At 71.3% G+C, this 13,808-nt stretch carries 12 protein-coding genes and 2 pseudogenes; 12 read left to right on the top strand and 2 right to left on the bottom strand.

Annotated elements, in window-relative coordinates; translation table 11 throughout:
• The 5 genes and pseudogenes from G3I77_RS33825 to G3I77_RS33805 form a co-directional block, all read left to right on the top strand.
• Positions 1-518: pseudogene (locus G3I77_RS33825) on the top strand (DUF3459 domain-containing protein); the annotation flags it as partial.
• Positions 515-2,233: a maltose alpha-D-glucosyltransferase gene (gene treS, locus G3I77_RS33820; RefSeq protein ID WP_248509924.1), complete on the top strand. Its 1,719-nt coding sequence runs from the start codon at positions 515-517 to the stop codon at positions 2,231-2,233. The pseudogene G3I77_RS33825 and the gene treS, both read left to right, overlap by 4 nt.
• 28 nt (positions 2,234-2,261) lie before the next feature.
• Entirely contained in the window at positions 2,262-3,632 is a 1,371-nt protein-coding gene (locus G3I77_RS33815) for a maltokinase (RefSeq protein WP_248509916.1), read from the top strand.
• A 3-nt stretch (positions 3,633-3,635) separates the two neighbouring features.
• Positions 3,636-5,843 carry a 1,4-alpha-glucan branching enzyme gene (glgB, locus tag G3I77_RS33810; RefSeq protein ID WP_248509914.1) on the top strand — a complete coding sequence of 736 codons (2,208 nt, stop codon included), beginning with the start codon at positions 3,636-3,638 and terminating at the stop codon, positions 5,841-5,843.
• A gap of 111 nt (positions 5,844-5,954) precedes the next feature.
• Positions 5,955-7,043: a glutamate--cysteine ligase gene (locus G3I77_RS33805; RefSeq protein ID WP_248509908.1), complete on the top strand. Its 1,089-nt coding sequence runs from the start codon at positions 5,955-5,957 to the stop codon at positions 7,041-7,043.
• 27 nt (positions 7,044-7,070) lie between these two features.
• On the opposite strand, the gene G3I77_RS33800 is transcribed toward G3I77_RS33805, so the two are convergent.
• Positions 7,071-7,304, bottom strand: coding sequence for a DUF6480 family protein (locus tag G3I77_RS33800; protein WP_248509907.1), 234 nt, complete (start codon positions 7,302-7,304; stop codon positions 7,071-7,073).
• Positions 7,305-7,456: 152 nt separating this feature from the next.
• Between G3I77_RS33800 and G3I77_RS33795 the strand changes: the two genes are divergently transcribed.
• On the top strand, positions 7,457-9,355 hold the full coding sequence (locus G3I77_RS33795; protein ID WP_248509906.1) for a long-chain fatty acid--CoA ligase: 1,899 nt from the start codon (positions 7,457-7,459) through the stop codon (positions 9,353-9,355).
• Between the two features lie 117 nt (positions 9,356-9,472).
• Entirely contained in the window at positions 9,473-9,907 is a 435-nt protein-coding gene (locus tag G3I77_RS33790; protein WP_248509904.1) for an ATP-binding protein, read from the top strand.
• 39 nt (positions 9,908-9,946) lie between these two features.
• Here the strand turns inward: G3I77_RS33790 and G3I77_RS33785 are convergent, their stop codons facing one another.
• Entirely contained in the window at positions 9,947-10,318 is a 372-nt protein-coding gene (locus G3I77_RS33785) for a PRC-barrel domain containing protein (protein WP_248509902.1), read from the bottom strand.
• Between the two features lie 346 nt (positions 10,319-10,664).
• Between G3I77_RS33785 and G3I77_RS33780 the strand changes: the two genes are divergently transcribed.
• The 5 genes and pseudogenes from G3I77_RS33780 to G3I77_RS33760 form a co-directional block, all read left to right on the top strand.
• Positions 10,665-11,057, top strand: coding sequence for an STAS domain-containing protein (locus G3I77_RS33780; protein ID WP_248509897.1), 393 nt, complete (start codon positions 10,665-10,667; stop codon positions 11,055-11,057).
• Between the two features lie 268 nt (positions 11,058-11,325).
• A complete protein-coding gene (locus G3I77_RS33775) occupies positions 11,326-12,213 on the top strand; it encodes an STAS domain-containing protein (protein ID WP_248509894.1) in 888 nt (295 codons plus the stop codon).
• The gene (locus G3I77_RS33770) at positions 12,210-12,629 is read left to right on the top strand and encodes an STAS domain-containing protein (RefSeq protein WP_248509890.1); all 420 of its coding nucleotides are present in this window, start codon (positions 12,210-12,212) and stop codon (positions 12,627-12,629) included. The genes G3I77_RS33775 and G3I77_RS33770 overlap by 4 nt, the downstream gene beginning before the upstream one ends.
• Positions 12,629-13,069: an anti-sigma regulatory factor gene (locus G3I77_RS33765; RefSeq protein WP_248509889.1), complete on the top strand. Its 441-nt coding sequence runs from the start codon at positions 12,629-12,631 to the stop codon at positions 13,067-13,069. The genes G3I77_RS33770 and G3I77_RS33765 overlap by 1 nt, the downstream gene beginning before the upstream one ends.
• Positions 13,069-13,404 (top strand): annotated as a pseudogene (locus G3I77_RS33760) (ATP-binding protein); the annotation flags it as partial. The gene G3I77_RS33765 and the pseudogene G3I77_RS33760, both read left to right, overlap by 1 nt.
• Between the last annotated feature and the right edge of the window lie 404 nt (positions 13,405-13,808).

Below are 13,808 nucleotides of genomic sequence, written 5' to 3'. Positions count from 1 at the left end.
CCCCGACGTGGGGCATCTACTCCGGCTACGAGCTGTGTGAGAACACCCCGCTGAAGGAGGGCGGCGAGGAGTACCTGGACTCGGAGAAGTACCAGCTCAGGCACCGCGACTGGGCAGCGGCCGAACGTGAGGGCCGCACCATCACCCCGCTGCTCACCAGGCTCAACACCGTCCGGCGCGAGCACCCCGCGCTGCACCAGCTCAGGAACCTCCGCTTCCACCGGACCGACAACGACGCGCTCATCGCGTACAGCAAGCGCAGCGGATCCGATGTCGTCCTGGTGATCGCCAACCTCGACCCGCATCACGCCCAGGAGGCCACGGTCTCGCTGGACATGCCGCAACTCGGCCTGGACTGGCACGAGTCGGTGCCGGTGCGCGACGAGCTCACCGGCGAGACCTACCACTGGAGCAGGACCAACTACGTGCGTCTGGAGCCGGGGCGGGCTCCCGCGCACGTCCTTCACGTCCAGTCCCCGCCCGCCGCGCGTGCGAACGGAGGGGCAAGAGCGTCATGACCGTGAACGAGCCCGTGCTGGACACCTTCGAGGACACTCCCGCCAGGGACCGTGACCCGGATTGGTTCAAGCGCGCCGTCTTCTACGAGGTACTCGTCCGCTCGTTCCAGGACAGCAACGGCGACGGCGTGGGCGACCTCAAGGGCCTCACCTCCAAGCTCGACTACCTCCAGTGGCTCGGCGTCGACTGCCTGTGGCTGCCGCCGTTCTTCAAGTCCCCCCTGCGCGACGGCGGCTACGACGTCTCCGACTACACCGCCGTACTGCCGGAGTTCGGCGACCTGGCCGACTTCGTGGAGTTCGCCGACGCCGCCCACCAGCGCGGCATGCGCGTGATCATCGACTTCGTCATGAACCACACCAGCGACCAGCACCCGTGGTTCCAGGAGTCGCGCAAGGACCCCGACGGACCCTACGGCGATTACTACGTGTGGGCCGACGACGACAAGGGCTATCCGGACGCGCGAATCATCTTCGTCGACACCGAGGCGTCGAACTGGACGTTCGACCCGGTGCGCGGCCAGTACTACTTCCACCGCTTCTTCTCCCACCAGCCGGACCTCAACTACGAGAACCCGCGGGTCCAGGAGGAGATCCTGGCCGCGCTGAAGTTCTGGCTGGACCTGGGCATCGACGGATTCCGGCTGGACGCGGTGCCCTACCTGTACGCGTCCGAGGACACCAACTGCGAGAACCTGCCCGCCACGCACGCGTTCCTCAAGCGCGTCCGCCGCGAGATCGACGCGCAGTACCCGGACACGGTGCTGCTGGCGGAGGCCAACCAGTGGCCCGAGGACGTCGTCGACTACTTCGGCGACTACGCGAACGGTGGCGACGAGTGCCACATGGCCTTCCACTTCCCGGTCATGCCGCGCATCTTCATGGCCGTACGCCGCGAGTCCCGCTACCCGGTCTCCGAAATCCTGGCCAAGACCCCGGCCATCCCCTCGGGCTGCCAGTGGGGGATGTTCCTGCGCAACCATGACGAGCTGACGCTCGAGATGGTCACCGACGAAGAGCGCGACTACATGTGGGCCGAGTACGCCAAGGACCCCCGCATGCGCGCCAACATCGGCATCCGCAGGCGCCTTGCTCCCCTGCTGGACAACGACCGGCACACCATCGAACTGTTCACCGCGCTGCTGCTGGCCCTCCCGGGCTCGCCGATCCTCTACTACGGCGACGAGATCGGCATGGGCGACAACATCTGGCTCGGCGACCGGGACGCGGTCCGCACGCCGATGCAGTGGACCCCGGACCGCAACGCCGGCTTCTCCACCTGCGACCCGGGCCGCCTCTGCCTTCCGGCGATCATGGACCCGGTCTACGGCCACCAGGTGACCAACGTCGAGGCGTCGATGTCATCGCCGTCGTCGCTGCTGCACTGGACCCGCCGCATGATCGAGATCCGCAAGCAGAACCCCGCCTTCGGACTCGGCTCGTACACCGAACTGCCCTCCTCCAACCCCGCGGTGCTGGCCTTCCTGCGGGAGTACGAGGACGACCTGGTCCTGTGCGTCAACAACTTCGCGCGGTTCGCGCAGCCCACCGAGCTCGACCTGCGCGAGTTCGCGGGGCGGCACCCGGTGGAGCTGTTCGGCGGGGTCCGCTTCCCGGCCATCGGCGAGCTGCCGTATCTGCTGACCCTCGGGGGCCACGGCTTCTACTGGTTCAGGCTCACCCGAGTCGCATCCCGCATCGGCCGGCGACTGTGAGCCTGCGCCGACGAAAGGAGGCGTGACCATGCCGAAGACCGCATCCCTCGGCCCGGACCTCCCGCGCCTGGGCGAGCCCATGGAGTCGCTCGGCGGGCTGCTGCGCGAATGGCTGCCCCGGCAGCGCTGGTTCGCGGGCAAGGACCGGCCCGTCACGGAACTCGGTCTGCTGTCGATGACCGAGCTCTTCCCGGGCTGTCTGCATCTGCTGGTCCACGCCGGTCACGCCGGCCACACGGGCGTGCCCTCGCCCGGCGGGGCTCCCCCGGCCGGCGACTGTTACCAGCTGCTGCTCGGCGTGCGGGAGCAGCCGTCGCCGCGGCTCGGGCGGGCGCTCATCGGGCGGGTGCAGGACGGGCCGCTGGCCGGACTGACGGTCTACGACGCGCTGCACGACCCCCGTTCGGCCCAGCTGCTGCTGGACCGGCTGCGGCACCCGGGCACCGCGGGCCCCCTGCGCTTCGACTGCGACCCGGACCAGCAGGTGCCCGCCGGGCTGGTGCCGCGGCTGCTGGACGCCGAGCAGTCCAACTCCTCGCTGGTGTACGGCGACGAGTACATCCTGAAGGTCTTCCGGCGCATCCAGCCGGGCGTCAACCCGGATCTGGAGGTGCCGGGCGCACTGGCTCGCCAGGGCTGTCACCGCGTGCCCGCTCCCGTCGCCTGGTTCCAGACGAACCACCCTTTCAAGGCCACCCTCGGCGTGCTCCAGCCGTATCTGCGGGACGCCTCCGACGGCTGGACGCTGGGGCTGCACGCGCTGGCCGCCGGGGACGACTTCACGGTCCAGGCCCGGGCGCTGGGCGCGGCCACGGCGGAGGTGCACCTCGCGCTGGCGTCGGCGTTCCCCGTCGGCGGGCCCGGGGAGAACGGGCAGACGGCCGCCGCGATGATCGAGCGGCTGGACGCCGCCGCGCACTGCGTGCCCGCGCTTCAGCCGTTCGTGCCGGGACTGCGGACCGCGTTCGCCGCCCTCACCAGCTGCGACCCCGGGCCGCCCGCCCAGCGCATCCACGGCGATCTGCACCTGGGCCAGGTACTGCGGGCCGGGCGCGAGTGGTTCGTCATCGACTTCGAGGGCGAGCCCTCCCGGCCGCTCTCCGAACGGCGCAGCGCCCACTCCCCCGTGCGGGACATCGCCGGGATGCTGCGTTCCTTCGACTACGCCGCCCGGCAGCGCCGCCCCTGGCGCCCGGAGTGGGCCCGCCGCTGCCGCGAGGCCTACTGCGCGGGCTACGCCGCCCGCGCCGGCTGGGACCCGCGCAAGAAACACGGACTGCTCCGCGCCTATGAGACGGACCGGGCCGTGTACGAGGTGCTGTACGAGGCACGGCACCGCCCCGACTGGCTGCCTGTACCGATGGCGGCGATCGAGCGCCTCGCTGTGAGAGGAGACTGAGCCGTGGCCCTGCGAGACACCTCAATCCCGGAGCCGTCAGGTCCGGTCCCGAGCACGACCGCGCCCGCACTGAGTCCGGAGGACCGCGGACGTCTGCTGGCGGGTGCCCATTACGATCCGCACGGGCTGCTGGGCGCCCACCCGGTGCCCGGCGGGGTCGTGTTCCGGGCCCTGCGCCCCTTCGCCCGCGCCGTGAGCGTGGTGATCGGCGGCAGGCGCACGGCCCTCGTCTCGGAGGGGGACGGCCTCTTCTCGGGCGTGCTGCCGCTGGACGCGATCCCCGAGTACACCCTGCACGTGGCGTACGAGGACGGCCAGCAGGAGACGCACGACCCGTACCGCTTCCTGCCCGCGCTCGGCGAGCTCGACCTGCACCTCATCCGCGAGGGCCGGCACGAGGAGCTGTGGACGGCGCTCGGTGCGCAGCCCATGACCCACGAGGGCGTCACCGGCACCCGGTTCACCGTGTGGGCGCCGAACGCGCAGGGCGTGCGGGTCGCCACGGACTTCACCCACTGGGACGGGACGCAGTTCCCGATGCGGTCCCTGGGCGCCTCCGGCGTGTGGGAGCTGTTCCTGCCGGGCGTCGGCGAGGGCACCGCGTACAAGTTCGAGATCCACTCGCGATACGGCCAGCGCTTCCTCAAGGCCGACCCGATGGCCCGTCGCTGCGAGGAGCCGCCCAACACGGCGTCGATCGTGACGGCCTCGCACTACCAGTGGGGCGACACCGAGTGGATGGCGCACCGCGCGGACACGCCGGTGCACGAGGCGCCCATGTCGGTGTACGAGGTGCACCTTGCCTCCTGGCGGCCGGGGCTGACCTACCGGCAGCTCGCCGAGGAACTCCCGGCGTACGTGAAGGACATGGGCTTCACGCACGTCGAGCTGATGCCGGTCGCCGAGCATCCCTTCCACGGGTCCTGGGGTTACCAGGTCACGGGGTTCTACGCTCCGACGGCCCGGCTCGGGACTCCGGACGACTTCCGGTTCTTCGTCGACGCCTGCCACCGGGCCGGCCTCGGCGTGATCATGGACTGGGTGCCGGCGCACTTCCCGAAGGACGACTGGGCGCTGGCCCGGTTCGACGGGGAACCGCTGTACGAGCCCGGGGACGACCGGCGTGCGGAGCACCCGGACTGGGGCACGTACGAGTTCGACTTCGGCCGCACCGAGGTGCGCAACTTCCTCGTCGCGAACGCCGTGTACTGGTGCGAGGAGTTCCACATCGACGGGCTGCGGGTCGACGCGGTCGCCTCGATGCTCTACCTGGACTACTCGCGCGAGGACGGCCAGTGGGAGCCCAACGCCTACGGCGGCCGGGAGGACCTGGCGGCCATGGGGTTCCTGCAGGAGATGAACGCGACCGTGTACCGGCGGGCTCCGGGCGTGGTCACGATCGCGGAGGAGTCCACGGCCTGGGGCGGGGTGACCCGGCCGACCGACACCGGCGGGCTCGGCTTCGGGCTGAAGTGGAACATGGGCTGGATGCACGACTCGCTGGAGTACATCGCCCACGAGCCGGTGCACCGCAAGTACCACCACCACGAGTTGACGTTCTCGATGGTGTACGCCTACAGCGAGAACTACGTCCTGCCGATCTCCCACGACGAGGTCGTGCACGGCAAGCAGGCGCTGGTGTCGAAGATGCCCGGCGACTGGTGGCAGCGGCGCGCCACGCACCGGGCCTACCTCGGCTTCATGTGGGGCCACCCGGGCAAGCAGCTGCTGTTCATGGGGCAGGAGTTCGCGCAGGGCGCCGAATGGTCGGTGGAGCAGGGGCCGGAGTGGTGGCTGCTCGACGACGGCTACCACTCGGCGGGCGACCACCGGGGCGTGCGCGACCTGGTCCGCGACCTGAACACCGCGTACCGGGCGACGCCGTCGCTGTGGCAGTGCGACACCCGCCCGGAGGGCTTCAGGTGGGTCGCGGTGGACTCGGCCGACGACAACGTCTTCGCGTTCCTCCGCTACGACGCCGAGGGCAATCCGCTGCTGGCGGTGTCGAACTTCTCCCCCGTCGTGCGGCAGGACTACGGCCTGTGGGTGCCGGGTGACGTCGTCGCCTGGGAGGAACGGCTCAACACCGACGACACGCGCTACGGCGGCAGCGGCGTCACCAACCCGGACCCGGTCAAACCGGAGGAAGGCCGTGTCCACATCACGCTGCCCCCGCTCGCCACGGTGTGGCTGACGCCGTTCGCCGTGTGAAGTCCTGCCGCCCCAACAGGTGTCCCACCCGCCTGTGAGGGGCACTGGGGGTCGTACCACCGGGTGCCCCCGGTGGTACGACGCGGCAGGGCACAGAAGGGCGGGCATCAGGTGCGCACCGTGGGAGTGGAGGAGGAACTCCTCCTGGTCGATCCGGAGACCGGTGAACCGCGGGCGCTGTCCGCAGCGGTGCTCGCCCGGGCGGAGAAGGACGACGCGGATCAGGACGTCTTCGAGAAGGAACTCCATGAGCAGATGCTGGAGTTCGCCACCCATCCGCAGTCGTCCATGGAGAGCCTGCGCGCGGAGATCGCCCGCTGCCGCAAGGAGGCCGCCCGGCACGCGGGGGAGATCGGCTGCACCGTGGCGGCGCTCGCCACCTCGCCGCTGCCGGTCAGTCCGGCCATCGGAGTCAACCAGCGTTACCAGTGGATGGCGGAGCAGTACGGCATCGCCACCCGGGAGCAGCTCGTCATGGGCTGCCATGTGCACGTGTCGGTCGAGTCCGACGAGGAGGGCGTCGCGGTCGTCGACCGGCTGCGGCCGTGGCTGCCGGTGCTGCGGGCGCTGAGCGCGAACTCGCCGTTCTGGCAGGGCAAGGACACGGGGTACAGCAGCTACCGCAGCAGGGTGTGGGGGCGCTGGCCGTCGGCCGGTCCTGTCGAGATCTTCGGCTCGGCCGAGCGGTACCACCGTGTGATCTCGGACATGGTGGCGACCGGCGTCATCCTCGACGACGGGATGATCTACTTCGACGCGCGGCTGTCCCAGCAGTACCCGACGGTGGAGATCCGGGTCTCGGACGTCTGCTTGCACTCCGGCACGGCCGCGCTGATCGCCACCCTCGTCCGCGGGCTGGTCGAGACGGCCGCGCGGGAGTGGCAGGCCGGCCGGGAGCCGCTCGGCCACGGCGTCAGTCTGCTGCGGCTGGCCGACTGGCAGGCCGCCCGATCCGGCCTTTCGGACGAGTTGCTGCACCCCGAGACCATGCGGCGCATGCCCGCCGAGGCCGTGGTCCGTGCCCTGCTGGACCATGTCCAGGAGGCCCTCGCGGGCACCGGTGACCTGGAGCGGGCCCGGGCCGCCTGCGACGAACTGCTGAGGAGGGGCAACGGCGCTCGGGTGCAGCGCGCGCTGATGGAGCGCACGGGGAGTCTGCGGGACGTCGTCACCGAGTGCGTCCGCCACACGCAGGCGTGAGGCGTCCCGTCTGTTCCGGGCAGGGGCTCAGAGGATCAGGACCAGGGCGTAGGCCAGGAAGAACGCCGCGATCAGCACCACCACGAGGATGATCACGGTCAGCGGGGCCCTGGCCCAGCCCTTGGTCGGGTTGTGTGTCTCCCGGGGCAGCGTTTCGGGCATGCTGCTCTCCGCGGGTGGGGTCTCGCCCGGTGGTACACCACCGCCGGGTTCCAGACCGGGGGTGCGTTCGGGTTCGGGATCGGGGCTGATGTGAGTCATGCCGTCCGTGTCCCCCGGTCACCCCGAGATCATCAGGGGATTCCACTTCCGTATTTTCCGACCCCGAAGGGTCTCCACTCGACTACATTCGAGCACCGCCGATGACGGTACCCGTCGGCAACGTCACACCCCGTACATGTCAGGAGCAGTGCATGCGCGACCTCGCCCTCGCTCCCCCGACCGTGGCGCCCCTGACCGGCGGGCTCGCCGACAGCGTCTTCGAGACGGCGGACCGCGAACCGACCCGCCCGATGCTCGCCCGCCGCGCCGACCCGGCCTCCGCGACCTGGGAGGAGGTGACGGCGATCGAGCTGCGCGACGAGGTGGTGGACGTGGCCAAGGGGCTGATCGCCTCGGGGATCGCGCCGGGCCACCGCGTGGCGATCATGGCGCGCACCCGGTTCGAGTGGACGGTCCTGTGCCACGCGCTGTGGGCCGTGGGCGCCGAGGTCGTCCCGGTCTATCCGACGTCGTCACGCGACCAGGTGGAGTGGATCCTGCGGGACGCCGGCTGCGTGGCCGTGGTGGTCGAGGACGAGCAGGGGGTCATGACCGTCGGCTCGGTGTGCGCGTCGCTGCCGCTGCTGCGCCACGTCTGGCAGCTGGACGCGGGCGCCCTGGAGGACCTGACGGTGCGCGGGGAGTTCATCCCGATCGCCACGGTCGACTCGATGCGCCGCATCGTGCTGCCGGACTCCACGGCCGTCATCGCCTACACCTCCGGCACCTCCGGCCATGCCATGGGCTGCGCGCTCAGCCACCGCAACCTGGCCGGCCCCTGCGACACGCTGCTGGCGGGCTGGGGGCACACGGCCGCGCGGCGCGGGGAGCAGGGCTCCGTGCTCGCCTTCCTGCCCTTCTCCCATGTGTACGGGCTGATGATCCAGGGGCTGTGCGTGCGCGGCGGGCTGCTGATGGGGCACCAGGGGGATCTGAGCGGGGAGGCGCTGTCGGCGGCGCTGCGCTCGTTCCGGCCGACCTACCTCTACGCGGTCCCGTCGATCCTCGAGAAGATCTACAAGAACTTCCTGCGCACGGCTCAGCAGAGGGGTCACGGCGGACTGTTCGAGCGGGCCGCCGAGACGGCCCGGGACTTCGCCGCGGCCCTGGAGCGCCAGCGGCTGGGCCGCGGCCGGGGCCCCGGCTTCGACCTGCGGCTCCAGCACGCCCTGTACGAGCGCACGGTGTACCGCAGGCTGCGGGCGGCGCTGGGCGGACGGGTGCAGCGGGCGACGTCCGGCGGCTCCCCCCTCAGCCGCGATCTGTCCCTCTTCTACGAGGGCATCGGCATCTACGTGCACGACGGGTACGGCCTGACGGAGACCGCCGGCGGGGTGACGATGCAGCCGCTGGGCCGGGAGAAGTCCGGGACGGTCGGGCGAGCCCTGCCGGGCATGGAGATCCAGGTGGCCGAGGACGGGGAGATCCTGGTGCGCGGCCCGTCGGTGTTCCAGGGGTATGTGGGCGACCAGGCCGCCACCCGGGCCGCGCTGCGCGGCGGGTGGCTCGCCACCGGGGACCTCGGGCGGCTGGACTCGGAGGGCTATCTCACGATCACCGGCCGCAAGAAGGACATCATCATCACCAGCAGCGGCAAGAGCGTCGCCCCGCTCGCCCTGGAGCAGCGGCTGCGGATGCACCCGCTCATCCACCAGGCGGTGGTCGTGGGGGACAACCGGCCCTGCGTCGGCGCCCTGATCACGCTGGATCCGGAGTTCCTGGCGCACTGGCGGGCGGCGCTGGCGCTGCAGGGCGAGATGCGGGAGGCACGGGAGGAGAACGCGCTGCGGGAGGAGGTCGCGCGGGCCGTGGCCGCGGCCAACAGCGCCGTGTCGCCGTCGGAGTCGATCCGGGTGTTCCGGGTCCTGCCGGAGCCGTTCGACGTGGCCAACGGGCTGCTGACGCCGTCGATGAAGCTGCGCCGGGACGAGATCGTGCGGCACTACGCTTCCGAGATCGACGCGATGTACCAGTCACGCAGGCGTCCCGGGCGGCCGAGCACCCCGGACGAACCGCCAAACTGGGATGATTCGGACAATGTGTTCCGCTGAGCGTGCAACCGGACGACTAGGCCTCGCCCCCTCGGGAACACGCAACAGTGGCGACGCAAGAGAAAGGACGACAGCCCTGACGACAGCCCTTGCTGACGCCCGGGCCGGAAAGGCGATATGTCAACCGAGCCGCGTGGGGACGACGCCCTGACCTCCGAGGAGATCCCGAGCCGCACGAACAGCTTCGTGGGCGAGCCGCATGACGTGACAGGTGCGCGGCTGGCCGCGGAGGAGTTCTTGCGTGATCTGGCACGCTCCGCCCCGCCCTCTGCCCCCGAGTACTGGGACGACATCCTGCTGGTGGTGACGGAACTGGCCGCCAACGCGGTCCAGTACGCCCCCGGTCCGTTCGCGCTGCGGATGCGCCGGACGTTCGACGGTGTGCATGTGGTTCTGCGCGACACCAGCACCACGGAGCCCGCCCCTCGCCCCTTCGACCCGCGCAGCGGCGGCGGGGGCATCGGCTGGCACCTGATCCACACGCTGTGCGACCAGGTCAGCGTGGTGGCCGACGGCCGGGGCAAGGACGTGCACGTGTTCATGCCCTGGTGAGCCGGGAAGCGTCACGGGCGCGAGGCGCCCGTGACCGGCTCAGACCGAGGCCGTCTCGCGCGGCGGCAGCCGGTCGTAGTAGTCACCCACGGCCCGCAGGTACTCCTGGTCCCTCGTCTCGCTGTCGGTCTGGAACCGGGGCGCCGCCTTGGCGTCCGCCCTGCTGCAGGCCAGTGTGACCTTCCTCCCCTCCGTGTCGATGCCGGTGACGACTCCGGCCGGCACCAGGACGCTGCGGCCGAACACCCAGACACCGGTGTCGACGACCAGATGCCGCATCCCGTGCGGCGCGGCCTCCCGGTCCACGTGCCCGATCGTGCCGTCGGTCGCGGCGACGGCGAAACCGGTCAGGTCCTGCCCCTCGATGTGACCGCTGTCCGGCGCGTACGACCAGATCCTGTCGATGGCCACGCTGCTCCATCCTCCCTGGCGATGTGCGGATCGCAATGCCTCCGGCGGACACCTCGCGCCCACCGCGTTCCACAGCAGCAACTACCCTCCTGCCGCAAGCGCATTCGGCGCACACACCTGCTACCGCGGGCGACTTCCGGCGGCCGGTCCCGGCGATGTCGGACCGCGGGTGCATGGAGGACGGTTTCCGGGGTAATCGCGGGGGCGCGGTGACATCCGAAGCCCGTCCACGAAGGGAGGCGCATGAGAAACGGCATTCGAGTCCGGAGAACGACCGGGATCCCCTCGCACCGCGGTCATCCCCAGAGGTGACCAGCCCAGGCCGTAGCACTTGTTGGAGGTATCCGTGCCCCTCGCCCAGAACCCGCTGTCCGTGGAAGTCGAACTGCCCCGGGAGGACGTGGCCCTGATCACGGTCGACGGCTACCTGGACGTCGACACCGCGACCGAGTTCCAGGCCCATCTGGCCAACCAACTCCACCACGGCCGACGACACTTCCTGCTCGACCTCTCGTCCGTCCCCTTCATGGACTCGTCCGGGATGAACATCATTCTGCGGGTGTACCAGGAGACCCGTAAGACCGAGGGCAGCGTGCACGTCATCAGCCCGACGCCGGCTGTGCGGCGCATCCTCGATCTGACCGGCGTCAGCATCACGGTGCCGATATCGGAGAGTGTCGACGAGGCTCTGACCCGTGTCGACGAAGGGCCGCATCTCCCCGAGGAGCCGAGCGTCTGACGGTCAGGGTGCCCCCTCGGGCCCGGCGCCGGCGAAGTCGGCGGGCCGGTGCCCTCGCTCCGCCCTGCCCGGACGACGGCTCGCCCGCCCTTCGCACGCCGATCGCGGCGGCGCCAACCGCCGTTCTCCTGGACCGGATCGCTTGCACCGGAGCAGGTGTCGTACGAGGTCGGCGCATGGTTAGAGTTGTCGCCCGGCAAGTGTCACATCGCCGTCTCGTTCCCAGAAGCGGGCTCGGTCGACGCAACGCGGATGAGGAGAGAACCAGGTGCCGGAGCACGAAGCGGACGGACAGCTCGCCACGCCCTCCCACGAGGTCAGGGACTTCCTGCACCGCCGGCGTGAGCAGATCGCCCAGCGGTGGGCGGACGAGCCCTTGTTCCGCACCGTGTTCACCGTCTCGCGCGACGAGGCGGTGGAGGCGGGCAAGGCCGTCGTGGACGCCCTGGCCCAAGTGGCCGACTCGGACCAGGTGGAGGACCCGGACGCCGCGGGATTCAGCGGGGTGCGCGAGCAGCTGGCCCGGATGGGCGTGGCCCGCTCCCGAGCCGGGCTGTCCAACACCCAGGTCTCCAGCGAGCTGGCCGCCCTGCGGCCGCCCGTGGAGAACCTGCTGGCCGCCGATCTCGAGCAGGCGCCCCCCGAACACCTGCGGGCCTGTTCGACCGCGATGACGGTGCTGATGGGCACCCTGCGGCTGGTGGCCATGCAGACGGCACTGAGCGAGTGGCAGGCACTCAGCGACCGGCAGCGGCTGCAGCTGATGGAGGTGGCCACGCCCGTCATCCGGCTGTGGGACGGCGTCGTGGCCGTGCCGCTCATCGGGACGCTCGACAGCGCCCGCAGCCAGATCGTGATGGAGACCCTGCTGAACGCCGTCGTCGAACAGCACGCACGGTTCGCGATCCTCGACATCACCGGGGTGCCGACGGTCGACTCGCTGGTGGCCCAGCACCTGATGAAGACGGTCGCCGCGGCGCGTCTCATGGGCGCCCAGTGCATCGTCTCGGGCATCCGCCCCGCCATCGCGCAGACGATCGTGCATCTCGGTCTGGACCTGGACGTGATCACCCGTGCGAGCCTCGCCGACGCGCTGGGGTACGCGCTGCACCAGCTCGGCACGGACATCGTGAACCCGGGTGCGGGTCAGCGGTGAACGACGCGTACCCAGGTCCCGTGACCGGCCATGTGCCGGTGCTCCGGCTCGGCGACGTCCTGCTTGTCACGCTCCAGGGGGACCTGCACGACAGCACGGCGCAGCAGCTCCAGCAGGACCTCGCCGAGACCATCTCCCGTACCGGGGTTCGCGGGGTCCTCATCGACATCTCCGGTGTGGAGATCGTCGACTCCTTCCTCGGCCGGGTGCTGGCCGAGATCGCCGCGCAGGCCAAGCTGCTGGCCGCGCGCACCGTGGTGGCCGGGATGCGCCCGGCGGTCGCCATCACCCTGGTCGAACTGGGTCTGACGCTGCCGGGGCTGAGCACCGCGCTCAGTACCGAGGCGGGTATGGAGCTCCTCGCGCAGCAGGCCCCGGTGACCCGCCCCGGCAGCCCGCGTCAGGAGAGTCCGTGATGCACACTGCCGCGGGCGTGGAGGCCTGCTTGCCCATCCGGTCGGACATGGACCTGGTGTGGGTGCGACAGCACGTACGGCAGGCCGCCGCCCGGCTCGGCTTCGGCCTGGTGGACCAGACCAAGCTCGTCACCGCGGCCAGCGAGCTGGCCCGCAACACCCTGGTGCACGGCCGTGGCGGACAGATGGAGGCCACGCAGGTCAGCAGGGCGGGTGCGCAGGGGCTGCGGCTGGCCTTCACCGACGAGGGGCCGGGCATCGCCGACCTGGAGCAGGCGCTGAGCGACGGCTACACCTCCGGCGGCGGTCTGGGGATGGGGCTGAGCGGTGCGCGGCGCCTGGTGCACGACTTCGGCATCGACACCACGCCGGGCTCGGGCACCACGGTGCGGGTGACGTGCTGGGTGGGCCGGCCGCCGCGTCCGCGCGAGGAGGTCTGATGCCGCGCGTGTGGGATGTGCCGGTGCGCGACTCGACCCGGGTGCGCGATGCGCGGGTCGCGGCGGAGGACGCCGCCGCGCGTGCCGGGCTGGACGAGCGGCGTACCGCGGCGGCCGCGCTGGTCGCGACGGAGCTCGCCACGAATCTGCTGAAGCATGCCGGGGGTGGTCAGGTGCTCATCGACGTCGTCGCCCCTCCGGTGCTGCGGGAGGGCCGGGCGGAGTCCCGGGTGGTGCAGATCGCCGCGATCGACCACGGACCGGGCATGGACGACGTGCCCGCGGCCCTGCGCGACGGTTTCTCCACGACCCGCTCGCTCGGCGCCGGCCTCGGCACGTGCCGGCGCCTCTCCGACGACTTCGCCCTGCACAGCGTCCCCGGCCGCGGCACGGTCGCGGTGGCCCGCGTGAGCGCGACGCCCCGGGCCGGCGAGGCGCCGGTGCGCTCCGAGGCCGGGGTCTCCGTCGGCGGACAGTGGCCGGGCGGCGAGCCGCCGTTCGGCGGGGTGGCATGCGGCGGTCTGACGGGCCACGCGGCGGCGTCCGGCGGTGCGCCGGGCGCCGCGGAACAGGCCCGGGGGGCTGCGGGCGGTCCCGCGTCCGCGGGGCTGTACGGAACGCCGAGCCACCCCAACCGCAACAATGCCCAGGCAGCGCCGGGCCACGACCACGCAGGCGCCGACACCCCGGGGGCCGACTCGGCCTCCCGGACGGCACCGGGCCACGACCCGGCAGACGC

It is taken from the genome of Streptomyces sp. D2-8 (assembly GCF_023184515.1).
Lineage (GTDB): Bacteria > Actinomycetota > Actinomycetes > Streptomycetales > Streptomycetaceae > Streptomyces.
The sequence above is the reverse complement of the archived record's forward strand: the minus strand, read 5'-3'. Positions and strand labels throughout refer to the sequence as shown.